The organism is Longimonas sp. (assembly GCF_046498435.1).
In the GTDB taxonomy this organism is placed as follows: domain Bacteria; phylum Bacteroidota; class Rhodothermia; order Rhodothermales; family Salinibacteraceae; genus Longimonas.
In genome coordinates this window covers 1-22,286 of sequence record NZ_JAWOAR010000192.1, presented here as the reverse complement: position 1 = coordinate 22,286, position 22,286 = coordinate 1, and the positions used below count along the sequence as shown (strand labels likewise).

The window sequence follows — 22,286 nt, the reverse complement described above, 5'->3', positions numbered from 1 at the left end:
CGAAGCCCGGAGGGACGCGCTCGAAAATTGATCCTGTTTGAGCGAGCCTGCGAGTGAGTTTGATCAATTGTAGCGGACCGGAGGGAGCAGTCAGGCCCAGTTGTTCCAGGGGCCCTTGCGGTCATCCTTTGGGCCTTGATCTTTTTACTTCGTGAGTCGCTTCGCTCGTCTGGTTCGTTTTTGCATCAAGGCAAAAATGAACACCAGCCTACAGAACACTAATTTGTATTCGACGCCCACAGCTATTCCAGGTTGTGTGCATAGACTAGCCCCAGGGGAGAAGGACAGTTGAGGGGGTATATCTACCACCAACGTCCCTTGCTTTCGTGGAGGCTCCACCCCTTCACTCTTGCTCCCTCTCTTCCTACAGCTGTTGGCACAGGTTCCCGGGCTACAGGTCGCTAAACGCATACTCACGGCGCTGCGATATGATCGCACCAGAGGACCGGCTTACGCCACGAGCACGCCCGCAATGGTGGCCGTCATCCAGGACGCGAGGGCGCCGCCGAGGACCGCGCGTAGCCCCAGCGCAGCAATTTCGCCCCGGCGTTCGGGCGCGATGCCGCCAATGCCGCCAATCTGAATGGCAATCGAGGAGAAGTTGGCGAATCCACACAGCGCATACGTGCCAATGATGATGGAGCGCTCGCTCATCACACCGCGCAGATCGCTCAGCGAGGCAAACGCGATGAACTCATTCACGGCCACTTTTTCGCCCATGAGCGTGCCAAAGCTCAGGATGTCAGCCGTCTCTACGCCCATTGCCCAGGCCAGTGGGGCGAACACAAATCCAAAAATAGACTGGAGCGAAAGCGCTTCGAACCGCTGATTTGACCATTCGGCCACCAGCGTGTTGATGTCGTAGAGCTGCGTGCCGCCCACTGTGGGCCCACCGAGCCATCCGAGTCCGGCATTGATCACGCCAATCAGCGCAATGAACGCCAGCAGCATGGCCCCTACGTTCAGCGCCAGCTTGAGTCCTTCGGAGGCGCCATCGGCAGCGGCATCCAGAATGTTGTCGCTGGGCTGCTCGTACGTGATCTCGCCCTCGCCTGCTGTTTCGGGAGTTTCGGTTTCAGGAATCAAAATTTTCGCCACGACGATCGCCGCGGGCGCACTCATCACCGAGGCGGACAAGAGGTGTTTGGCAAACAGGACGCGCTCGGCCTCCGACTCGCCCCCTAAGAATCCGATATACGCCGCCAGCACACCGCCTGCAATCGTGGCCATGCCGCCCGACATGAGCACGAACAGTTCGCTCTTCGTCATACTTTTCACGTACGGCTTGATGGCCAGGGGCGCTTCGGTTTGTCCAATGAACACATTCGAGGCGGTAGCCAGCGACTCTGCGCCTGAGATGCCCAGGGTTTTCTGCATCACCCAGCCCGCGCCGCGCACCACCGGCTGCACGAGTTTCAGGTAGTAGAGCACCGCCATCAGCGAAGCAAAGAAGACGATGGTGGGCAATACGTGAAAGGCAAACGGCCCCTCAGCCGGACTCCCCAGCGAATCCCCAAAGATGAAGGTAGAGCCCTCGTAGGTAAACGACAGCACCGTGTTAAAGAGGCTGGCCAGCGTATCGAAAACGACCTCGCCGGGGTCGGTTTTCAGGACGAGCAGCGCAAACAGCAGCTGCAGCGCAATACCTGAACCTACCAGCTTCCAATCAATGGCTTTTCGATTGGTGGAAAACAGATACGCAATACCAATAAACACGGTGAGTCCAAACGCACCGCGCAGCAACGCAACAGAAAACGACATACAAGGGTGGGGTTATCCGCAGAGAATACGTCCGCACAAGATACAGAATGAAACGAAGATGCCAAATGCGACAGTGGGATTCATGGGCTCACATCGCATCGTACATCAGCACTCGCAGGGTATTCACGCGGATCGCATGCGGGGCTACCGCTTCTCATCGGTAATTGCGCTCAACGGCATTCGTAAAGTTGACAGCAGCATCGCTGTAGATGTTAATCTTATTGCGTCGAAACACATCTTGCGCAATGATCTGCGACGCCTCGTTCCACGACGCGGCTTGCTGGAGCTTGCCGAGCACCTCGGCATAATGCTCGGATGAGTTGTTGAAGAGTTGCCGCAGGAACAGACTACGACGCTCGGCATCGGGCTGCCCGAAGACGGCAGCTTCGAGCGACTGCACCCGGTCGGTGCCGGGGCTTCCGGATGGAGATGCGTTAGCTGACTGATTCGAACCCCCGCTCTTAAACTGCTGCCACCGCGCGGTACCCCCTTCCGAAGGTGCGGACTCTGGCGCCTTGCTCGTGTTTTTGGAGGCATGAAATTGCTTCCAGAGTGGAGTCGCCTCTTCGTTCTCTGCGGATGAAGAGGAGGCATCCGCAGAGGCCTTATTTTCCTCAGCCTCAACCGGGCGCGGTTGGCTGGGCACCCCCCAGGTGGATTCGTAGGGCGTGCTGTCATCCTTAGGGGACGCTGTTTCCGTGGGCGCATCCGTATTGGAAGTAGGAGCCGTCTCAGTGCGCGAGGCGCGGTCGCCCCACGGATGATCGGGAGCCTCCTCGGAAGCGTCGGACGAGGAATCCTCGGAGGCGTCGGGCGCAGATTCAGTGGGTTGGGCAGGTGCAGAGGACGCCGATGTGTTCGGCGATGCCGACACCGGCGATCCGATCAGCACCGCCCGCAGTTCTGCTTCTGTGAGCATACGGTCGTCATCGAGGGTGCGAAGCCGGTCGGCATAGACCGTTTGCTCTTTGTGCGCAAAGAACGGATGCAGCACGCGCACGGGGCATCCTGGATCGCCATAAGCTGCCTCGGCCGCTTCAAAAAGGGGAGCCAGCGTATCCACCCAGCGGTCTACCGAATAGTCTTGCGTAAGGAGGCGGTCGACTTTGGTGAGCGTTTCGCGGAAGGTCTTGGCATTCAGCCGTTGCACATCGCGGTGGCGGGCAAACGCGTCCAATCCCTGACGCAGGTATTCGTACGGGGCCAGCGCCTGCATACGATATGCGATGTACGCCACGGAGAGCGTCGTGTCGCGTCCCTCAAACAGATAGGCTGTTGCGGTGGGCACCGGGCGCACCAGGTACGAGATGCCAATGTGGCTGGCTTGCCGCACCATTTGGGCCCAGTTGGATTCGGGGATCTGGCCATTGTCCCGCAAGGCATCCTCAAAAGCCGCCCGCGCCGACTCCAGTTCAGGGTCGCTGTCGTTGACCCACGCCATTTCTTCCTGGCGCATGTTGTGCACAACCTCGTCGAGCTTCTCGAGAAGCCGGTGCAGCAAGAACGACTGCACCACACTCGGCACAGCCGCCGTGCGCCAATCATCGGGCACGTAAGGCTGATTGGGGGGAAAAGAGCGTAAGAGACGCTGTTCAAGCGCTTTGGCAGTGGCGTTGGGCATGAAAACAACACGCTATAGATAGAAGGGGCGCGGCGTGCCGGAGGTATGTTGAAACCGCAGGTAAACCGGTCAAGGCGAATGCGCAGCCGAACGGCAACTGTTAGGAACGGGCCCTATCGGGAACGTGCCGTTGTGGCCTTGCGTGCATGAGCCGTCCCTGTCTTAATGCCGTTCCATATACCCCCAGGCCCTGTGTCGTTGTACGCCCAACTCCGTGCTCGTTCTCCGCTGGTGCTGGGCGCGTATGGACTTCTGGTTGTAGTGGTGTGTATCATTATGGCACAAGCGGTGTTCTCTGCTGCGCCCGAGGGGCATGCCGCGCTTATGCGCTATTGGGCGCTCCTCAGCGCAGCGGTGGTATCGGTAGCAGCCTCGAACATGCTCTTCCCCGATCGCATGGCAGCGGGTATCCAGCTGCTAAACCCGCAGCCCAAGGCGTTGCTGCGCTATCAGCTCACGCGGTGGACGGCCACAGCCGGAGTGCTTCTGATTCCCGCAATTCTTCTGACTCTACTCGCTGACGGACCTATGGTCCCGCACGTCAACGGGGTGCTCGTGGTTGCGGGCGTGTCGCTCTACGGGTTTGCGGATACGGTGGCGCTGGGCCCGGTGTCGCATGCCTGGAGCACCGGTGCAGCGGGGCAGTGGTACGCCCGCATGCGCGAAGCCAGCGGGGCGGGCTTTAGCGTACCCCGCGGCCTGGTGCCGTACCTCTTCAGCACCAGCCGGTGCTTTCTCTTGGGGGCTGCAGGGGTGCTGGGCGAAGGCCTGCTGCGCACGGCGGGTCTGCCAGGACTGAGCATCGCCGCCGGGCTGGGCGTGCTCGGATGGGCGGCCTGGCGCGTTCGTCCGCTGGTGCCAGTGTTCGACCGCTTTTACTATCGCACGCACGCCTTCTTTCAAGAGGTGCTGGGGGGCAGTATGGGAATTTCCGACCGCGACCCCATTCCGTACAGCAGTCTATACTGGGTGCCTACGCGGTGGCGCCCGGCCACCTGGGCCGCGCTGCGCCAGCTCGACCGACGGCTGCCGCTGGGGCGCTTCGTGGCGCTGGGGCACGTTCTGTTCTGGGGCCTCGTGTATCAAGAGGTAGCACCAATGGTCGTAAGCGGCTATCTGGCGCTTTTCGTGCTCGTGCAGAATGGCGTGGTGCTGCTGCTCACGCGGCCCGAACTGGCCCCCGCCGCCCTGCACCTTTCGCTCCAGCGTCCGCGCGACTGGGTCATTACACGCTGGTTTGTAGCCGCCCGCTGGCTGGGACCGTTTGCCGCAAGTATGGGACTAGTCGCATGGCTAAGCCGTGCTTATACCGGGGCCGATGTGCTGCTGTGGGTCGCGCTGTATGCCGCTGTGGCGCTGGGCACCGCGCTTTGGGCTACCGCCCGTGTCGAAGGCGCGCATCGCCGCCAGCTGGCATAACAGGCGGCTTTAATCATCAACGCTTGCTGTCTCTGCTCTAACCATACCCCCTTGCCTGCTATGCCCGATGCACTCGTTGCCGACGGCGTCACGAAACGATACGGACGCCAGGCTCCGGTCCTGCGCGATTTTTCGCATCGCTTTGCGCCCGGTACACTTACGGTGCTTACCGGGCCTAACGGATCCGGCAAAACCACGCTCATGCGGTTGCTGTCGGTTCTGGCTACGCCGTCGGAGGGTACCATTCGCTACGGCACACAGGTTATTCACGATGCGCCGCACCGCTACCTGAGCCATGTGGGCATTGTGCACGCTGCGGCAGTACTGCCCGAACAGCTTACGGCTGTCGAACTGCTTGAGTGGGTCATGCGCTCGCGCGGCGCGTGGACCGACGACACCGGCGCCCAAACGGTGAGCCGCTGGCTCGACCACGTTGATCTCGATGAACGACGCGAGCAGCGCATCGCCACCTACTCCAGCGGCATGGTCAAGAAAACGCAGATTGCAGCCGCCTTTGTGGCAGATCCCGATGTGCTGCTCATGGACGAGCCGCTGCGCAGCCTCGATACGCAGGCCCGCACCGCCACGCTTGATGCGCTCACCACCTTCCGCGACGAAGGCGGTCTCGTCGTCGTTGCCAGCCACCTCACCGACGACCTGCTCGCCCGCACCGATACGCACCTCGAACTGGCCACGCCCACGCCCTCTGCGTAGCCCGATGCCTACATTGGATTTCGTGCGCATTGCTCGGAGGATGCAATTGGACGTTTTCCGATCCATCACATATCTTGAGCCCACGTGCAGTTTTGGTGAGGCGAGGCAATGAGAGCCCGGCTCCCGTTTATTTGTCGATTGGGAAGGCACGACCGCGCGGTTCGGGCGTACAACACTACACTTCCTTTCCTTATGCCGAAATGCAAGTGCTGGATATTCCGATGGATGCTGAACTGCTCACGTGGATCTTCCTGCTCGGCGGCGTACTGCTGATGATCCTTGAAACCGTGCTGCCCGGTGGCGTTGCGTTCTTTCTGGGCGTGGGGGGCCTGCTTACCGCTGGGCTGCGCCTGCTTGGGCTTGTATCGGATCCGGTGGTGTCGGTACTGGTCTGGATGTTCGTCTCAACCGGCCTAACCATCGCGCTGCGTCCGCTGGCCGTGCGCTACCTCGGGGGCGACTTCTCGTTCGCCATGACCGATGAGGACGCCGAAGCCATGGGGCAAACCGTAACCGTGGTGGAGCCGCTCGATGAAGAGAGCGCGGGTCGCATCCGCTTTCGCGGGGCCACCTGGGATGCCCGCACCACCGAGGGCCGCCTGCCGAAAGGAGCCGAGGCGCGCATTCTCTACCGCGACAACCTGACCTGGATTGTGGAGCCGGTGGATCATGCCGCTCTCGACGAGGAGTTCTCCGATGCGCTCAACGAGCGTCCGTCGGAGACTGAGCCCGACACGCCAACCGAAGACGACCGCTCGGCATCCTCACGTTCCTCAAATGCCTCTCGTACATCGTAAAGCGAGACACGCTACAGCCTGGCGTTACCACGCTGCACTGTACTGTCCCCCTCCGTGTGTATCGTACGCACGGCTATAACGACCGCCGTCTTTTTCCCTCTGACTTGTTGCTGCTATGCTGACTGCTGTTCTATTTCTGATTGGGCTGGCGCTTTTCATTCTCTTCAAGATGTTTATCGTGGTCGAGATGCGTGAAGAGGTGATCTTGGAGCGCTTTGGGAAATACCGCGCAACATTGAAGCCCGGCCTGCACTTTATCATTCCGTTTGTCGATCGCGTGGCGTATCGCCAAGAGATCCGCGAGCAGGTGATCGATGTGCCGCATCAAAAGTGCATCACGCGAGACAATATCGAGGTTGAGGTTGATGGCATCATCTACCTGAAGGTGATGGATGCCCACAAAGCCAGTTACGGCATCAATGACTATAAGCTCGCCTCCATTAACCTGGCGCAGACGACCATGCGGAGTGAGGTGGGTAAGATTACGCTTGATGACACCTTCAGCGAGCGTGATGAGATGAACGAAGCCATCGTCGAGGAGCTCGACAAGGCATCAGACCCGTGGGGCGTAAAGGTGATGCGCTACGAGATCCAAGACATTCAGCCGTCGGAAGACATTGTGCTGACGATGGAGAAGCAGATGGAAGCCGAACGCGAGAAGCGAGCCGAGATTACCGAGTCGAGCGGCGAGCGCGATGCCCGCATCAACGTGTCGGCGGGGAAACGCCAGGGCGCGATCTTGCTGTCGGAGGGCGAGCGCGAGAAACGTATCAATGAGGCCAACGGGCAGGCGCGCGAGATGGAGCTGCTGGCCGAGGCCACGGCCTATGGCATTGAGCGCATTGCCGATGCGATTGCCCAGCCCGGTGGTTCGCTGGCTGTCAAGATGCGCCTTACCGAGCAGTACATCGAAGAGTTTGAAGGCATTGTCGAAAATGCCAACGTGTCGGTGCTCCCGGTAGAGGCGGCCAACCTCAAAACCTTTTTCGAGGGCGCGGCGCAAATTAGCAACCAAACGAATCCGTCGTAACCCGCCCCGGCTTCCTGTCCGCTAACTTTGACGCTTTGACCCCTTTTGTACTATGTACGATTCTGTTGAAATGATAAGCGGCGCGATCCTGGCGCTGCTCGCTGTATATGTGCTGTTCCAGTTTCTAAAGGCCATCCGGCTGGTTCCCCAGCAAGAAGCCTACATCGTGGAACGGCTTGGCAACTATCACAAAACGCTCGAAGCGGGCTTCCACGCGCTCGTGCCGTTCATTGACCGCGTACGATACAAACAAGATCTCCGTGAGCAAGCCATTCCGGTGGAGCCGCAGGACTGCTTTACCAAAGACAACGTGCGCGTTCGCGTTGACGGGGTCATCTACCTGAGTGTGATGGACCCGGTGAACGCCAGCTATGGTGTCACGAACTATCGTCAGGCGGCCATTCAACTCGCACAGACCACCACGCGCTCGGTCATCGGGCGGATGGAGCTGGATACGACGTTCCAAGAGCGGGCGCTCATCAGCTCCCGAGTGGTTGAAGTGCTCAGTGAAGTTGAGCAGACCTGGGGCATGAAGGTGCATCGCTATGAGATCAAAAACATCGACACGCCGCGTACGGTGCAGAAGGCCATGGAGCGCCAGATGACCGCTGAGCGCGAACGCCGGGCCACGGTGGCGCGCTCCGAAGGCCGCCAGGAGTCGAGCATCAACGATGCCGAAGGCGAGAAGCAAGAGCTCATCAACGAGTCCGAAGGGGAGCGCGAGAAGCGCATTAACGAGGCCGAAGGCCGCGCCGAAGAGATCAAGGCCATTGCCGATGCGACTGCCGAGGCCATCGAACAGGTGGCGCGGGCGGTAGATACGCCAGGTGGCGAGGAGGCTGTGAAGCTACAGCTGGCCGAGCAGTATCTGCATGCGCTGGCGCACCTCGGACGCCGAGAGAACCAGATCTTGCTGCCCACCGATCTGACGCGCTACGACCGCATTATCGACGGGCTGGCGCTCGACGACTTTAAGGTCGAAGCGATCACCGACGCTCAAGGTGATGGGGCCCCCGGCTCCATTCCCGACGACGACGCTGCCGACGCGGAACGCAAGCCCGAAGAGGGGTGAGGGCGAGGAAGCAGAGCATCTTTCAAAATCCTGCTGGGTGCGCATGGGCTGCTCAAAGCGTCTGCGCCAGATGCGTACGGAGGGCACGGTATGTGGCGTAGTCGCTAAGCAGGTCGAAGTGATTCATATCGTATCCCACCCACTGCTGCTCGTGCGGAACGTTCAGCGCCAGGTCGGGATCGGGGTGGCGCCCCAGTGCGCTGTCGAGCGGGACGAGGCCATCACCCAGGACACGGTCTTTCAGGTCCCCCTGGCGCGCGCCCGTGCTGGCTGCCATCAGGTACGGCCAGATGTGTTCAGGAAACGGTGTAGGCGTGCGCGTATCCTGCCCCACCTGCTGTGCATCCAGGCGCCTCCAGTCGGCATCGCGCAGGTAGCCATAGCGCAGATCGGTGATGCCATCGCTGCGAATCTTCCCAAGCCGGGCCAGCGGTGCGGATACCGTTGAAGCGCCCAGTAGGTAGTCGATCCACCCCCCGCCGCGTTCTAACGGTGCGCCATGATGGGGCGCGCCCAGGCATACCAGTGTGGTAAGCTGATGGGGCCAGCGCAGCCCCTGTTCGGTGGCGTAGTGCAAGGCGCTGCGGGCAACCAGACCGCCCATGCTGTGGCCAATTAGGGCCAGGCGCTCTACGGGCTGAGGGCAGGCCTCCAGGAGCCGCTCCAGCAACGTGGCCATCGTCTTTCCATTCGTTGAAATGTGCAGCCCGGTGTTGTAGCGCGCCATAATCGACGTCACCGGCAGATCGCGCTCGGCGGCGGTGGCATGATCGTGTCCACTGCGTGTCCACTGCACGTCGTTCATGCACAGGCCGTGAATCCACACTACCAGATACGGAGAGGCGTCCGGCAGTGCCTGGGCCACGAGGTGAGACTGAAGCGTGAGTGGCTGTCCCTTCCGACGCAGCTGCATGGGCATGGCCAGTGGATTTCCCATTGCCGTCAGGTAGTCGCCCAGTACGCCATTCAGAATAGCGATGACCGCGTCCCGCTCGCGCGAAGAGCTTCGTGTGTCGTCCAGAAGAGGCTCGGTGTGGTGCAAAATGCGATCGGAAACGCGCGCCACGCCATTTGTGATGCCGCGAACCGACCGGTACACCAGTCCCGAAATGCCGCCCATGCGCTCCTCATCGCGCTCGATCCACCGGATGCCGACCCGCTCGGCAATAGCAGCGTGCACGGCTTCTGTGACATCAGTGCCACCCACCACTGCATCGCTAAGGAGCTGCGTTAGCGCACGTATGTCGGATGGATGAAGGTGCGACAGCGCGGTGTCGTCCATAGAGCGCGCAGGGGGGAGAGATTGAGCCAGATAGGTTGGAGGCAAGCGGTGTACCTACCGCAGCCCGGCATCGTGGGCGGCCGATTCAAGCGTTTCGCGCTGGTCGTCACTCAGGTTCTCTGGGATGTGCACATCAACATGCACGTACAGGTCGCCCGTCTCGTTCTCTGTCTGTACGCCTTGTCCGCGCAGGCGCAGCTTTTCGCCGGGTTGCGTGCCTGCCGGAATCGTGACGCTGATGTTCTGTCCGTATGGCGTGGGGATGCGCCGCTTGGTGCCGAGCATGGCATCGAGTGCAGACACGGTTTCGGTGAGGTGCAGGTCGTTGCCCTCCCGCCGGAAGCGCGGATGATCGCCGACCTTAAAGGTCACGTACAGATCGCCCCGCTTTCCGCTGGGCCCGGTAGGCCCCCGGTTGCGCAGGCGGATCTTGTAGCCCGAGCGTACGCCCTTGGGGATGCGCAGGCGGATCGACTCGCCCGAGGGAAGCTCCACAGTCTGGCGTCCCCCTTCGAGCGCCTCGTTGAACGAGAGGTGCAGGCGCGTCTCCGCATCGCGCGTTTGGGGCTGACGGCGGCGTTGCTGCTGCCGGGCCTGCGAGAACGGATCGCGTCCGCCCTGCTGCGCACGGCCCCCGACGCCCCCGCCAAAGAAGCTCTCAAAGATATCACCCAGGCCGCCCTGGCCAAACTCCTGGTTGACGTTTACGCGCTGCCGACGTCCATTGCCGCCCTGGCCGAATCCGGGTCCGCCCATACCAGGGCCGCCAAACGGATTGCGGCGCTGAGCGTCGTACTGCTGACGCTTCTCCTCATCGGAAAGCACCGAGTAGGCTTCTTGAATTTTCTTGAAGCGCTCTTCAGCGTCGGGGTCGTCGGGGTTGCGGTCGGGATGGTGCTTGCGTGCGAGCTGGCGGTATGCTTTCTTTATCTCACGCGCCGACGCATCTTCCTCGACGCCCAAGGTGTCGTAGTACGTGGTGTTCGGCATAGGTTCAACAGTACGTCTGTTATGCAACGGGCGCGCATTGCGGGATGCTGCGAGATGCACGGTGCGGGATACACAGCGTGCATCTGTACGTAAATCACATATTTCATGCCATAGCTGGGTGTACCGACGAAATGACGGATTCCTCTTCGATCGACACGGTCCTCGTTGCCAATCGCGGCGAAATTGCCATGCGCATCATGCGCACCTGCCAGGAACTGGGGCTGCGCACGGTAGCTGTGTACAGCACGCCCGATCGCCGCGCCCCCCACGTGCGCCTGGCTGACGAAGCCTACCACATCGGTCCGGCGGCTGCCAGCGAATCGTACCTGGACATGCAGGCGCTGCTCGACGTAGCCGCCCGTAGCGGCGCCGATGCCGTGCACCCCGGTTATGGCTTTCTGTCAGAGAATGCCGACTTTGCAGAAGCGTGTGCCGATGCCAATCTTACCTTCATCGGCCCGCCCCCCGATGCCATCCGCGCTATGGGCGACAAAACGGCAGCCCGCACGCTCATGAAAGAGGCCGGCGTGCCTATGGCGCCCGGTACGCCCAATGCGGTCGAACACGTCGAAACTGCCGCCGAGAAAGCCGGGGAGATTGGCTACCCGGTTCTCATCAAGGCGGCAGCAGGCGGGGGCGGCAAGGGTATGCGCATTGTGCATGAGCCCGAGAACTTTGCGCGCGCCATGGAGATGGCACAGAGCGAAGCCCAGAACGCGTTTGGTGACGGACGCGTGTTCGTGGAGAAGTACATCGATCAGCCGCGCCATATCGAGTTCCAGATTCTGGCGGATGCGCATGGCAACACTATTCACCTGTTCGAGCGTGAGTGCTCCATCCAACGCCGCCATCAGAAGGTGATCGAAGAAGCGCCGTCCTCCATCCTAACGCCGGAAAAGCGCGCCGAAATGGGCGAAGCCGCCGTGGCTGCCGCCCAGGCCTGTGGCTACGTGAATGCAGGCACCGTCGAGTTTCTGGTGGATGCGGAGCTCAACTTCTACTTTATGGAGATGAACACGCGGCTGCAAGTTGAGCATCCAGTGACGGAAGCGATTACCGGCATCGACCTGGTGGCCGAGCAGATCCGCGTGGCGGCGGGCGAGCCGCTGGGCTATGCGCAAGACGACCTCTCGATTGACGGCCACGCCATCGAGTGCCGCGTCTATGCCGAGAATCCCACCGAAAATTTCCTCCCCGACCCTGGCCCCCTGCTCCGCCATGCCGCACCCTCGGGCGTTGGGGTGCGCGTGGATGCGGGCGTGGAAGAAGGCGGCGAAGTGCTCATCCACTACGATCCCATGATCAGCAAGCTCGTCACGTGGGGCAGCGACCGCGACCATGCCATCCGGCGGATGCGCCGTGCGCTGCATGAATACGAAATTGCCGGGATGCACACGACCATCCCATTCTGCCAGTTTGCGATGCAGCACGAGGCGTTCTGCTCAGGGCAGTTCTCAACCCACTTTGTAGACACCTACTTCGATCCTAAAGCCCTGCACCCCAGCAACGCGACGTTTGATCTGTACGCCGCGCTTGCCGCTGTCTCGGAGGCACACGCACGCAGCGAAACAGACACGCCGGAACTGACAGACACTACCCCCTCAAACGGACGTCCATGGCGCCGCCGACGACGGCATATCCGGTAGCGCTCTGTTTGCCCAGCGTTTACGGACGTGCCGGGGGCGGGGGCGCGGTGAGCGTAGAATCCTCACTGCCGGGCAACCCGGTTTCGAAGCGGTCGCTGCCAGGCGGACTGAGGCGGCGGGTGGCGCGGGCGCTGTATTGCACGCGCATCGGCTGGGCTCCTGCATCAGCCAGCAGGGCCACATTGCCGGTGTAGGTGGTTGGGGGAATGGGAATCGGAGTGCCTTCACGCAGCGCCGACAGAGCCTGATTGGGCATAGCGGTTCGGTCTACCTGATGACGGGTCGCCAGGCGGCCTACCGTATCGCCCGTTTCTATGGCAACATGCAGCGAATCGGGCGCTTCGTCGGACTGGGCGTAGGAGGCGTAGCGAGACGCAAAGTCTGGAAATGTGCCGTAGGGTAGCCGCACAAAGTACGGTTCGGGCGTGTTGGGCAGGCGATCGCCCCGAAGCTCAGGGTTCAGTGCCCGAAGCTGTGCTACCGGCGTATCGATCCAATCAGACACCTGAGCTAACGGAAGTGGGTGCTGCACGGGCACATGGTCGAATGCATATCGGGGGCCGTTGCGAACGCGCGCCAGGTCGAACGCACTCGGATCCGACAGAATGAGCGCCGTTGCAATAAACATGGGCACGTAGTTGCGCGTCTCCTGCGGCAGTTCGTCGTAGATGTCCCAGAACGTAGCGGGGCGCCCCTGCTCCTGCTCGGTCTGTCGTACGATCTGCTTAACACGGGCCGGGCGGAAGTTATACCCGGCCAGCGCCAGGTGCCAGTCGCCGAAGAAGGTATGCAGGTCGCGCAAAAGGCGGGCAGCAGCGCGGGTTGATTTTTCGGGATCGCGGCGCTCGTCGACCCACGGCGTGATGCTAAGTCCGTACTTCCGGGCGGTACTCGGCATAAACTGCCAGAGGCCCCCGGCTCGGGCATGGCTCTGCGCAAACGGGTTCATGCCGCTCTCGACCAGCGCCAGGTACTTGAGTTCGTCGGGCACCTCCTCTTCGGCAAAGATGTGCTCGATCATGGGGAAGTAGGTGTCGGTGCGGCGCATCCACGGGTACAGATGCAGGCGCGCGTTGCGTAGCAAAAAGGTGATGCTCTGCTGCACGGGAGGGTTGACCGTCATCGGCACAGAGGTGCGGGTGTGCTCGATGCCGGCAGGGAGCGTATCCTCCACGAGGGGCGAGGACGTGCTGAATGACGAGTCGGGGGCGTTCACGGCCTTGAAGAGAGACTGCCGAAGTTCGTAGATGTCGCCCTCGGGCCACGTTAGCGAGTCGGGCAGCGCATGACGCGTGCGGTAAGCCTGCTTGAGCGTTTGCACCAGGGCACGGGCGTCGTCGCGTTCGGTAAAGCCGGGGCGCTTGGTGTATGTATGGGCCATGCGTAGCGCGTTATCGAGCAGGCGCGTAGCAGCAACAGTGTCGCCGCGTTGCAGCGCTGCGAGGCGGTCGGCCTGCATCTGGTGCAGCCGGTGCAAGACCGTCCACGCTTCAGCATCCGACAGCGAGTCGGTTGCCACGGGCGGGTTGGCATAGGCCACGGGGCGGGCCGAGTCGAGGAGCCAGTCGGTCCACGACGAAGTGGCGGCCTCGGCAGGTGTTTCCAGGTGCTGCGACACGAGCGCACCGCCCACAAGCAGCCCCAAGACCGTAGCAAGCAGTGCAATACGTGGCATCAACCTTGGCAGTGAATGAGCAAACAGGTGCGACTACGCCGCGTCGTTGGAGTTGTGAGGCGCGTGGCGCTGCTGATAGGTGCCGGGCGTGCAGCCCTCAACATCCCGAAAGGTATGGATGAAGTGACTCACGTCAGAGAATCCCAACTCGTACGCTACGGTCGTAACCGACTGATCGGGCACGCTTAGCAGGGTTTTGGCCTGGCGGATGCGACAGGTGGTAATGAATTGGAGCGGTGTGCAGCCCATCTCGTTCCGGAAGTAGCGATACAGGCTCGACGTGCTCATGCACGCCGCCTCTGCGAGTTCGTCTACGGTAATGCGGCGATGCAGATTCTGCTTTACATGCTCGATAGCCGCTGCAAGTCCATTCGAGTTGGCCGCTTCGGCACTGTGCGAAAGCAGCAAGGCCCGCGCTTCAGTCCGTAGCAAACGCACGACCAACTCGGTAATGCCCAGGTCAATGAGCGTGTCTTTGTACGGGCGGTCTTCGGTAAACACGTGCACCAAGCGGCGCGCCGTTTCGTCGATATCGGGAAGGTGGCGGTAGTGCTGGGGGCGCAGGTCGTCGTACGTCCACGAGCCCGATTCGGGAGCACGCGGCATGTGCAGATTCATCCGATCGACCACCTGCTGCACCCGGTCGCGGTCGATTTCCACCGTCAGGCAGGTTGTTGGGGCATCGGGTGCGGCCTCTGGAAAGTCGATGAACACCGGCTGTCCCGATGGCAAAACGAGCGTTTCGTGCGGCATAAAGTCGAACGGCGCATCCCTGATTGTAGACGTGCGCTCTGCTCCCGAGGCATCCAACAGGGTCGTTTCGTTGGATGCAATATGCATAACCTTCTTACCGCGAATCATGCCGCAGATAAGCGGGTGCGGACGTTGGAGCCGGACATGCGTGGCTTCGTTGTAGGTGTCGTAGATGGAAAGCTCCGCATCGGGCCCGCCGAAGGTCGTTCGGTTCTCGATGAGATCGGTGGGCGGATGAGCCGCGCGGATGGCTTCTAACGCGTCGAGATTAGCCATAACACCCTAAAGAAGAACGCGCATACAGCGGATTGAGAGGAATATACAACAGATTGGGAAGATTTAACAAGTGAATTGTACGTTGCGAAGGCGATGTTAAGAGTGCTTCGTCTGCTCCTATCGCTGCATTCTCATGTCACGTTCTGATGGAAGCGGTTCCAAACTTTGGAAGCGGTTCCGGGTACGTGGTGCCGAAGGACGGAGGCCGAAGCAGAGCTTACCGTTGTTTTCCACCCTCATCGACCCGCACCGTTGCTATGGAAGCTGTACAAGAGAAAAAGGCCTACGACCGGCCTACGTTTAAGGATACCTATCTCAACTTCATCGGCGGCGAGTTTGTCGAGCCCGAGGGCGGCGAGTATTTCGACAATGTGTCGCCCATTGATGGCAAGCCGTTCTGCCGCGTGGCACGCTCGCGCAAAGCCGACATCGACAAGGCGCTCGACGCCGCCCACGAGGCCGCCAAAACGTGGAACCACACCTCCGCACAGGAGCGCAGCAACATGCTGCTTCAGGTTGCGGATGTGATGGAGGAGAATCTGGAGCTGCTGGCTCGCGTCGAAACCGTCGATAACGGCAAACCGATCCGCGAGACGCTGAACGCCGACCTGCCACTCGCCATCGATCACTTCCGCTACTTTGCGGGGGCCATTCGCGCCGAAGAAGGCACCGTGTCTGAGCTCGACCAGGACACTGTGAGCATGCAGGTGCGCGAGCCACTGGGCGTGGTAGGGCAGATTATTCCGTGGAACTTCCCGCTGCTCATGGCCGCCTGGAAGCTGGGTCCGGCTCTGGCTGCAGGCAACACGGTGGTGCTGAAGCCGGCTGAGCAGACGCCCGTTGGCATCATGTTCTGGGCCGAGCTCATCCAAGACATTCTGCCTCCAGGCGTCATTAACATCGTGCAGGGATTCGGCGTCGAAGCCGGCAAGCCGCTGGCGCAGTCCCCACGCATCAACAAGATTGCGTTTACCGGGGAGACCACGACCGGACGCCTCATCATGCAGTACGCCTCCGACAACATCATCCCGATGACGATGGAACTCGGCGGCAAGAGCCCGAACGTTTTCTTCGAGAGCGTGATGGATGCCGACGACGCGTTCTTCGACAAGTGCCTGGAGGGCGCCGCGCTCTTTGCGCTGAACCAGGGCGAGGTGTGCACCTGCCCCAGCCGCATCCTGGTGCAGGAGTCCATTGCCGATGCGTTTGTGGAGCGCGTCATTGATCGCGTTGAGAACATCAAGATGGGCGATCCGCTGCACCCCGACACCATGGTGGGCGCGCAGGCCTCCAGCGATCAGTACGAGAAGATCCTGAACTACCTGCAGATTGGCAAGGACGAGGGCGCAGAAGTCCTGACCGGCGGCGATGCCTACCGCATGGGCGGCGATGGCATGCCCAGCGAAGGCTACTACATCCAGCCCACGATCTTCAAGGGCCACAACAAGATGCGGGTCTTTCAGGAAGAGATCTTCGGCCCGGTCACGTCGCTGACCACCTTCAAGGATCAGGAGGAGGCCATCGAGATCTCGAACGATACGCTCTACGGGCTCGGCGCCGGTGTGTGGACGCGTGATGCGCATGAACTCTATGAAGTGCCACGTGCTATCAAAGCCGGACGCGTGTGGGTGAACAGCTATCACACGTATCCCGCCCACGCGGCCTTCGGCGGATACAAGAAGTCGGGCTTCGGGCGCGAAACGCACAAGATGGCGCTCGACCACTACCGCCAGACGAAGAACATGCTCATCTCGTACGACAAGAACGCGATGGGTTTTTTCTAACTGCTATAGATTCAACACGTTATCTGTAGTGCTGTGTTAACCCTGAAAGGTTGGGTTCAGATGCGTATTTTCCCCTCCATCCTACCCTTCCTCCCCAGGGAGGAAGGAACCAGTAGGGCGCTCTCATGAAGTCCCCCTCAGAGGAGGGGGATTTAGGGGGGAGGGATGTTGTGCGCTCAAATGACCTAAACAATCACGTGTGACACAGCGGTTGTTTACTGGATGCACAGCCGGGTCGCCTTTCGGGGCGGCTCGGCTGCTGCATATACGCTTCCTTTCTCCTTGCCGCTTGCCTGCCATGCCGATTCCCCGAGTCACCGTCACCGACGACGCGAAAGACGTAATCGACGAGCTGCGCGATGAGCACGGCCCGCTCATGTTTCATCAGAGCGGCGGCTGCTGCGACGGCTCCCAGCCGATGTGCTACCCCGCCGACGAGTTCAGAGTGGGCACGAGCGACATCAAGCTCGGCACCATCCACGACTGCCCGTTCTACATTGCGCGCGACCAGTACGAATACTGGCAGTACATGCAGCTCATCATCGACGTAAAGCCCGGACGGGGCGCGAGCTTCTCGCTTGAAATCCCGCTCGGCGTGCGCTTTATCACTAAGTCGCGCATGTTCGACGAGGACGAGCTCGACGATGTGGTCGAGGTCGAGGACGCTGTTCCTGCGGAGTAATTCCTACGGGCAGTACGCTTTTTTTGCTACGCATTCCCTCTCATTCATACCCTATATTCGTTATGTGCACGACCATGAAAGCCGCAGTTGCCCACGAGTTTGGCGGACCGCTCTCCATCGACGAGGTCGATAAGCCGACGCCTGATCACGACGAAGTCACCATCCAGATTGAAACCGCAGGCCTCTGCCACACCGATATCCATGCGGTGCATGGCGACTGGCCTGCCAAGCCCAAAATGCCGCTCATTCCCGGCCATGAAGGCATCGGCATTGTCGAGCGCGTGGGCGATAGCGTCTCAAACGTAAAGGAGGGCGACCGTGTCGCGCTGCCGTGGCTCGCCTACGCCTGCGGATCGTGCGAGCACTGCGTCTCGGGCCGCGAAACGCTTTGCGAACAGCAAGAGAACGCTGGATACAGCATCGATGGCTCGTACGCTGAGTACGCACGCGGATTCGGTAAGTACGTCTCGAAGGTGCCCGATGGCGTCGATCCGATCGACGCGGCCCCGCTTACCTGCGCAGGCGTTACCACGTACAAAGCGGTGAAGGAATCCGAAGCACGCTCCTCCGAACTGGTGGTCGTATTCGGCATTGGCGGACTCGGCCACCTCGCCATTCAGTACGCGCGCATTGCCGGGGCCACCGTAGCAGCGGTCGACCTGGTCGATAAGAAGCTGGAACTGGCTAAAGAACTGGGCGCGACCTACACCTTCAACCCGAAAAGCGATGACGTGGTCGCTGAGCTACAGAAGATGGGCGGGGCCCACGCCGCCATCAGCACCGCGGTGTCGCCGAAAGCCTTTGAGCAGGCGTACCAGTCGCTGCGCCGTGGCGGACGCCTCGTGTTTGTGGGGCTGCCTGCTGAGAACCACATCCAGTTGCCGATCTTCGAAACCGTGCTGCAGGGCCTCACCATCAAGGGCTCCATTGTGGGCACGCGCCGCGACCTGGACGAGGTCTTCCAGCTTCACGCCGACGGCCACACTACCGTGCTCCGCGAAACTCGCACGCTCGACACCGTCAACGAGTCGTTCGACGATGTACTGCACAGCCGCATGGAGCAGCCGCGCATCGTGTTCGACATGCGCTGATTCGTTGCAGATTGACGAATGCACCGGCTAATTTTTCGGCAAACCTGCCGGGGTGTCTTTCGGGATACGCCTGTACTGCCTACGTTGGGCGGTGCATGCACCTTCTGTGTGTATGCATCGCCCTTTTGTATGATTGCCTGCCGTTATGCGAGACGCTCTCCGCCAGCACCTGCGCGCTATTCTCGACACCTACGACGCCGTCCCCGCCGATTTTGAGGTGGAGCTGGAGCGTCCGGCGCAGCCCGAGCACGGCGACTGGGCCACCAACACCGCGATGCGGCTGGCCAGTGTGCTCAAGAACAACCCGCGCACCATCGCCGAAGAGCTGGCCGACAAGCTGCGCGAGCAAGTTGACCCGAAACGCGTAGAGGCGGTCGAGGTGGCCGGACCCGGCTTCATCAACATTCGGCTGGCGGATACCTATCTGACCGACCAACTTGCCTCCGCGCTGGAGGCCGGATCGTCGTACGGGCGCACCACCACCGGAGCTGAGACAAGCGCGATTGTAGAGTACGTCAGTGCGAATCCCACTGGACCGCTAACTGTGGGCCACGGGCGCAATGCGGTGCTGGGGGATACGGTGGCAAACCTGCTCGAATGGACCGGATGCGACGTCACCCGCGAGTACTACTACAACGACGCCGGGCGGCAGATGCGCGTGCTGGCGCAGTCGGTGCGGGCGCGCTACGAAGCCCTCGTGGCGGATGTGGAGATGAAGACGCTCACCCACGACGATGGCACCACCGTAGAGGTGCCGGTGTCGTTTCCGGACGACGGTTATCAGGGCGCGTACATTATCAACATCGCCCAGGAGCTGGCCGACGAGCACGGCGCCGCGCTCCTGACGACCGACTCGCTGCGTCCGTTTCAGGACAAGGCCGAAGAGGTCATCTTTACCGAGATTGAGGGCACGCTGGCGCGCCTCGGCATCGAAATGGATGACTACTTCAACGAGCGCCGCCTTTACGACGATGAACGCGTGCAACAGACCGTAGAACGCCTTACCGAGGCGGGCTACACCTATGAAAAAGATGACGCGCTCTGGTTCAAGACGACCGAGTTTGGTAAGGACAAGGACACCGTGCTCATCAAAAAGACGGGCGAGCCTACGTATCGCACGCCCGACATTGCGTACCATGCCGACAAGTTCGAGCGCGGCTTCGATGCGATCATCGACGTGCTGGGCGCCGACCACGTGGCCACGTATCCGGATGTCATCAGTGCGCTGGATGTCCTCGGCTACGACACCGACCGCGTGGAAGTGCTGCTCTACCAGTTCGTGACGCTGGTGCGCGGCGGCGAACCCGTCAAGATGAGCACGCGCCGCGCCAACTACGTGACGCTCGACGATCTCATCAACGAGGTCACCGCCGATGTAACGCGCTTCTTCTTTCTGATGCGCAGCGCCTCCACGCATCTCGACTTCGACCTGGACCTGGCCACCGAGGCCAGCGACAAGAATCCGGTTTTCTACCTGCAGTACGCGCACGCCCGCATCTGCTCCATCTACGACAAGGCCGCCGAGGTTGGGCTGGATGCGGCAGGCGATGCCGACTTGACCCTGCTCACGCACGACGACGAGACGGCGCTCATCAAGGAGCTGCTCCGCTTCCCGGAAGTGATTGACCGCGCCGCCGCGCAGCGCGCCCCGCACCACGTAGCCACGTACCTGCGCGAGGTGGCCACCGCGTTCTCGCAGTTCTACGGCTCATGCCACATTATCGGCGAAGACGAGGCGCTCGGCGCAGCCCGTCTCAAGCTGGCCGACGCCACGCGCACCGTGCTGCGCAACGGACTCACCGTGCTCGGTATTGACGCGCCTGCGTCGATGTAGGCAGACACCCCCGCACAAACAGAAACGCGAAGACCGCCGGGTGATGGCTTTTAGGCCATGGCTCGGCGTTTTGTTGTGTGTAGGCGCGCCCAGACCTTCACAATAACAAAACATGAATCGGTTGAAAGTCTTCGGTGGGGGCATATCCTACGTGTGTGCAGATGCACGCATCCCTTCCGTTGCGTCCGTAGTGCTGCCTGTCTCTTATCGTTGTTCTGGCGCTTGTATCGTCTCTCCATTATTCCTGTTGGCTCGTCTTCTTCCTCTTCGGAAGAATCCTCTTCCCCCTCTCCGCACTCTCGTTCTGTCTCGCATCACCACTGTAAGCGCTCTGGGTGGAGTCATTCTGTATGGGGCGTGCTCGTGCTGGCGCTTTTCATGGCTCTGACCGGATGCGACACGTCGGTTACTCCGCTGGAGGATTCCGATCCCACGCCCGAGCAGCCCGCGTCTTCAGACCTCTCGGTGGCGCTGATTTCCGACGGAATGCAGCACGCATCGTCCGAGGACGGCCCTTCGTATCGCTGCACCGCTAATGTGCTTGATCCAGAGGCCGAAGACGGCTACCGCACCTACGACCTGGCGCTGGCCTTTCCCGACAGTGTGAGCGCGGATAGCTCCGCCGAAGCCGATTCGGAGTTTGCCCGGCTGGATCTCACGCTTTCACTGGAGCCCACCGCTGATAGCACAGTCGCCGACAGCACCACGCGCCAGATGGCCTCGCGGATACGATGCAACGTGCCCGCTACCGAGGAGGCGCTTCACCTCATTGCGGATCGCATTGAAACGGACCTGGATGACCAGTTTGGCGAGGAGGGCTACCGGTTTGTGGATTCCGACAGCACCGCGCAAGGCAACTCGCAGAGCAGCGACCCGGACGGGGCCGCCGTCACCTCAAAGACGGTGCAGGACGATGGTGACTACATGGACTGTAATATGTCCATAGCTCAGCCTGAATGCGATATGGACGAAGTAACCGTCAGCGCAGACGGCGGAGGAGACACCATACCTATATTCGCTGGACCTATTGACATTCCCCCGCCGCCGGATCCCAGCGACCCGGACGGTATCGATGAACCCGGAGGCGGAAGTTCGCCCGACGGAGCCGACTGCAGCGGCAGCCTGCAAGGGCCGAGGTCTGCAAGTACCAGCGCCCACCCGGCGTCTGGCGATGTGCCCACCTGGCTGATCCCGCAGCCCGATGCGGATCCGGCTTCAGGATCTGACTTACTTGACCCCGACTACCCCGACGACCCCACCCCAGCCGAGCCGCCTGCGGACTGTGACGATGAGGAGACGTCTGAAGACGAGCCCGAGGAAGAACCTTCCGTTGAGGAGCAACTTGAGACGCTGCTTGAAGAAGACCCGTATGCGCTTCTTGATGTACCCTGTGATCTCATTCCTGAATGGCAAAATGTCGCTGGACACGAGATACCAAACGCTGTCTTTGATCGCCTAAATACAGAGGCGCTGTTCGAGAACGCCGAAATTCAACGTCTTGAAGACGCTTCTGGAGCCGTAATCAATATGGATCGCTACAGCGTAACCGTATCAGCCAACGGACTACCGGATGGAATGAGCGCCGAGCAGTACCTCAATCAGGTGCGTATGAACATAAACGACTATGCGGAGGGCGCTAACTTTCAGTACTATCCGGGCACGACAAACGAAGCAGACCGATGGGCCAATAATCCAATCGGAACCATGTTTAGTATTGATTTGGCACCAGGTGCCAATGGCTCAATTGTCGCTACTGATTACTCCTCCAGCCACTGGATATTTTCCACTGTATACACCGATGAGGATGGGACGCACCCGGTAAGCGGGAACCGCCAGTTTGGATTCACTGAGAATGATGA

At 60.9% G+C, this 22,286-nt stretch carries 16 protein-coding genes and 1 pseudogene; 11 read left to right on the top strand and 6 right to left on the bottom strand.

Going from position 1 to position 22,286, the window contains the following annotated elements; all coding sequences use genetic code 11:
• Positions 1–450: 450 nt before the first annotated feature.
• Together R6U20_RS07240 and R6U20_RS07235 are read right to left on the bottom strand one after the other, a co-directional pair.
• Positions 451–1,761 (bottom strand): NupC/NupG family nucleoside CNT transporter, encoded by a 1,311-nt coding sequence (locus R6U20_RS07240; protein ID WP_410337189.1) that lies wholly within the window; start codon positions 1,759–1,761, stop codon positions 451–453.
• Between the two features lie 154 nt (positions 1,762–1,915).
• Complete coding sequence (locus R6U20_RS07235) at positions 1,916–3,382, bottom strand: hypothetical protein (protein ID WP_410337188.1); 1,467 nt, start codon at positions 3,380–3,382, stop codon at positions 1,916–1,918.
• A gap of 192 nt (positions 3,383–3,574) precedes the next feature.
• Between R6U20_RS07235 and R6U20_RS07230 the strand changes: the two genes are divergently transcribed.
• The 5 genes from R6U20_RS07230 to R6U20_RS07210 all read left to right on the top strand — a co-directional run bounded on the left by R6U20_RS07230 (position 3,575) and on the right by R6U20_RS07210 (position 8,414).
• A complete protein-coding gene (locus R6U20_RS07230) occupies positions 3,575–4,801 on the top strand; it encodes a hypothetical protein (RefSeq protein WP_410337187.1) in 1,227 nt (408 codons plus the stop codon).
• A gap of 60 nt (positions 4,802–4,861) precedes the next feature.
• A complete protein-coding gene (locus tag R6U20_RS07225) occupies positions 4,862–5,515 on the top strand; it encodes an ATP-binding cassette domain-containing protein (RefSeq protein ID WP_410337186.1) in 654 nt (217 codons plus the stop codon).
• A gap of 200 nt (positions 5,516–5,715) precedes the next feature.
• The gene (locus R6U20_RS07220) at positions 5,716–6,312 is read left to right on the top strand and encodes an NfeD family protein (protein WP_410337185.1); all 597 of its coding nucleotides are present in this window, start codon (positions 5,716–5,718) and stop codon (positions 6,310–6,312) included.
• 115 nt (positions 6,313–6,427) lie between these two features.
• Positions 6,428–7,342, top strand: a complete 915-nt coding sequence (locus R6U20_RS07215) for an SPFH domain-containing protein (protein ID WP_410337184.1) — start codon at positions 6,428–6,430, stop codon at positions 7,340–7,342.
• A gap of 52 nt (positions 7,343–7,394) precedes the next feature.
• Positions 7,395–8,414, top strand: coding sequence for an SPFH domain-containing protein (locus R6U20_RS07210; RefSeq protein ID WP_410337183.1), 1,020 nt, complete (start codon positions 7,395–7,397; stop codon positions 8,412–8,414).
• Positions 8,415–8,466: 52 nt separating this feature from the next.
• Here R6U20_RS07210 and R6U20_RS07205 read toward each other — a convergent pair whose 3' ends face one another.
• Both R6U20_RS07205 and R6U20_RS07200 read right to left on the bottom strand, forming a co-directional pair.
• The gene (locus R6U20_RS07205) at positions 8,467–9,696 is read right to left on the bottom strand and encodes an alpha/beta hydrolase (protein ID WP_410337182.1); all 1,230 of its coding nucleotides are present in this window, start codon (positions 9,694–9,696) and stop codon (positions 8,467–8,469) included.
• 54 nt (positions 9,697–9,750) lie between these two features.
• Positions 9,751–10,686, bottom strand: a complete 936-nt coding sequence (locus R6U20_RS07200) for a DnaJ C-terminal domain-containing protein (RefSeq protein ID WP_410337181.1) — start codon at positions 10,684–10,686, stop codon at positions 9,751–9,753.
• Positions 10,687–10,817: 131 nt separating this feature from the next.
• Between R6U20_RS07200 and accC the strand changes: the two genes are divergently transcribed.
• Positions 10,818–12,332, top strand: coding sequence for an acetyl-CoA carboxylase biotin carboxylase subunit (gene accC / locus R6U20_RS07195; RefSeq protein WP_410337180.1), 1,515 nt, complete (start codon positions 10,818–10,820; stop codon positions 12,330–12,332).
• Positions 12,333–12,351: 19 nt separating this feature from the next.
• Here the strand turns inward: accC and R6U20_RS07190 are convergent, their stop codons facing one another.
• Both R6U20_RS07190 and R6U20_RS07185 read right to left on the bottom strand, forming a co-directional pair.
• Positions 12,352–14,007 carry a lytic transglycosylase domain-containing protein gene (locus R6U20_RS07190; RefSeq protein WP_410337179.1) on the bottom strand — a complete coding sequence of 552 codons (1,656 nt, stop codon included), beginning with the start codon at positions 14,005–14,007 and terminating at the stop codon, positions 12,352–12,354.
• A gap of 33 nt (positions 14,008–14,040) precedes the next feature.
• Positions 14,041–15,036, bottom strand: a complete 996-nt coding sequence (locus R6U20_RS07185; protein WP_410337178.1) for a helix-turn-helix domain-containing protein — start codon at positions 15,034–15,036, stop codon at positions 14,041–14,043.
• Between the two features lie 257 nt (positions 15,037–15,293).
• Here R6U20_RS07185 and R6U20_RS07180 point away from each other — a divergent pair, with 257 nt between their 5' ends.
• The 5 genes and pseudogenes from R6U20_RS07180 to R6U20_RS07160 form a co-directional block, all read left to right on the top strand.
• Positions 15,294–16,820, top strand: coding sequence for an aldehyde dehydrogenase family protein (locus R6U20_RS07180; protein ID WP_410337177.1), 1,527 nt, complete (start codon positions 15,294–15,296; stop codon positions 16,818–16,820).
• A 298-nt stretch (positions 16,821–17,118) separates the two neighbouring features.
• Entirely contained in the window at positions 17,119–17,502 is a 384-nt protein-coding gene (locus R6U20_RS07175) for a DUF779 domain-containing protein (RefSeq protein WP_410337176.1), read from the top strand.
• A gap of 74 nt (positions 17,503–17,576) precedes the next feature.
• Positions 17,577–18,593 carry an alcohol dehydrogenase AdhP gene (adhP, locus tag R6U20_RS07170; RefSeq protein WP_410337175.1) on the top strand — a complete coding sequence of 339 codons (1,017 nt, stop codon included), beginning with the start codon at positions 17,577–17,579 and terminating at the stop codon, positions 18,591–18,593.
• Between the two features lie 145 nt (positions 18,594–18,738).
• Positions 18,739–20,427 (top strand): arginine--tRNA ligase, encoded by a 1,689-nt coding sequence (gene argS / locus R6U20_RS07165; RefSeq protein ID WP_410337174.1) that lies wholly within the window; start codon positions 18,739–18,741, stop codon positions 20,425–20,427.
• Positions 20,428–20,805: 378 nt separating this feature from the next.
• A pseudogene (locus R6U20_RS07160) lies at positions 20,806–22,286 on the top strand (hypothetical protein); the annotation flags it as partial.

What these genes read in the sequence shown, in the direction of transcription:
- accC (WP_410337180.1), top strand. Translation starts at nt 10,818, where the DNA reads ATGACGGATTCCTCTTCGATCGACACGGTCCTCGTTGCCAATCGCGGC.
- R6U20_RS07240 (WP_410337189.1), bottom strand. Translation starts at nt 1,761, where the DNA reads ATGTCGTTTTCTGTTGCGTTGCTGCGCGGTGCGTTTGGACTCACCGTG.
- R6U20_RS07215 (WP_410337184.1), top strand. Translation starts at nt 6,428, where the DNA reads ATGCTGACTGCTGTTCTATTTCTGATTGGGCTGGCGCTTTTCATTCTC.
- R6U20_RS07235 (WP_410337188.1), bottom strand. Translation starts at nt 3,382, where the DNA reads ATGCCCAACGCCACTGCCAAAGCGCTTGAACAGCGTCTCTTACGCTCT.
- R6U20_RS07225 (WP_410337186.1), top strand. Translation starts at nt 4,862, where the DNA reads ATGCCCGATGCACTCGTTGCCGACGGCGTCACGAAACGATACGGACGC.
- R6U20_RS07175 (WP_410337176.1), top strand. Translation starts at nt 17,119, where the DNA reads ATGCCGATTCCCCGAGTCACCGTCACCGACGACGCGAAAGACGTAATC.
- R6U20_RS07210 (WP_410337183.1), top strand. Translation starts at nt 7,395, where the DNA reads ATGTACGATTCTGTTGAAATGATAAGCGGCGCGATCCTGGCGCTGCTC.
- argS (WP_410337174.1), top strand. Translation starts at nt 18,739, where the DNA reads ATGCGAGACGCTCTCCGCCAGCACCTGCGCGCTATTCTCGACACCTAC.
- R6U20_RS07190 (WP_410337179.1), bottom strand. Translation starts at nt 14,007, where the DNA reads ATGCCACGTATTGCACTGCTTGCTACGGTCTTGGGGCTGCTTGTGGGC.
- R6U20_RS07200 (WP_410337181.1), bottom strand. Translation starts at nt 10,686, where the DNA reads ATGCCGAACACCACGTACTACGACACCTTGGGCGTCGAGGAAGATGCG.
- R6U20_RS07205 (WP_410337182.1), bottom strand. Translation starts at nt 9,696, where the DNA reads ATGGACGACACCGCGCTGTCGCACCTTCATCCATCCGACATACGTGCG.
- R6U20_RS07185 (WP_410337178.1), bottom strand. Translation starts at nt 15,036, where the DNA reads ATGGCTAATCTCGACGCGTTAGAAGCCATCCGCGCGGCTCATCCGCCC.
- R6U20_RS07180 (WP_410337177.1), top strand. Translation starts at nt 15,294, where the DNA reads ATGGAAGCTGTACAAGAGAAAAAGGCCTACGACCGGCCTACGTTTAAG.
- adhP (WP_410337175.1), top strand. Translation starts at nt 17,577, where the DNA reads ATGAAAGCCGCAGTTGCCCACGAGTTTGGCGGACCGCTCTCCATCGAC.
- R6U20_RS07220 (WP_410337185.1), top strand. Translation starts at nt 5,716, where the DNA reads ATGCAAGTGCTGGATATTCCGATGGATGCTGAACTGCTCACGTGGATC.